General features: G+C 42.6%; 1 protein-coding gene. It reads left to right on the forward strand.

The genetic code is table 11. From position 1 onward, the window contains the following. Nucleotides 1–133: 133 nt before the first annotated feature. Nucleotides 134–371, forward strand: a 238-nt coding sequence (locus D4A39_RS19435) for a hypothetical protein (protein ID WP_497707276.1), incomplete at its 3' end; no start/stop codon positions are given.

Raw genomic sequence — 371 nt, forward strand, 5'->3', positions numbered from 1 at the left:
TGGCTTGACAAGTCTTCCAATGAAATCTTCAGCTATGACTGGGATTTATCCGAATTTGACGGTACACGGCTGAATTCTGAGTTCGTTTCTTTTTTAAAAGGAGGAGATTGAATCTACTCCTGTGAGTATCTGTGTGCTTGCGGAACGTTATGGCGTAAAAGGGCAGACTCTTCGTAAACAATACAAGGAGAAAATCAGTGATTACCGGAACTGGGACCAACTCGAACATGCGCATGACTACCTCCTTTATCCTGAAAACATTGGAGAAAACCTTTCTTTGGATGAAACTTGCCTGAGCAATGGAGATGTTTATACGATTCTGACCAATAAAGCAGCTAAAGGCCGTAAGGGGGCTTTAGTTGCAATGGTTC

The sequence above is a fragment of the Alcanivorax profundi genome (genome assembly GCF_003597125.1).
Lineage (GTDB): Bacteria > Pseudomonadota > Gammaproteobacteria > Pseudomonadales > Alcanivoracaceae > Alcanivorax > Alcanivorax profundi.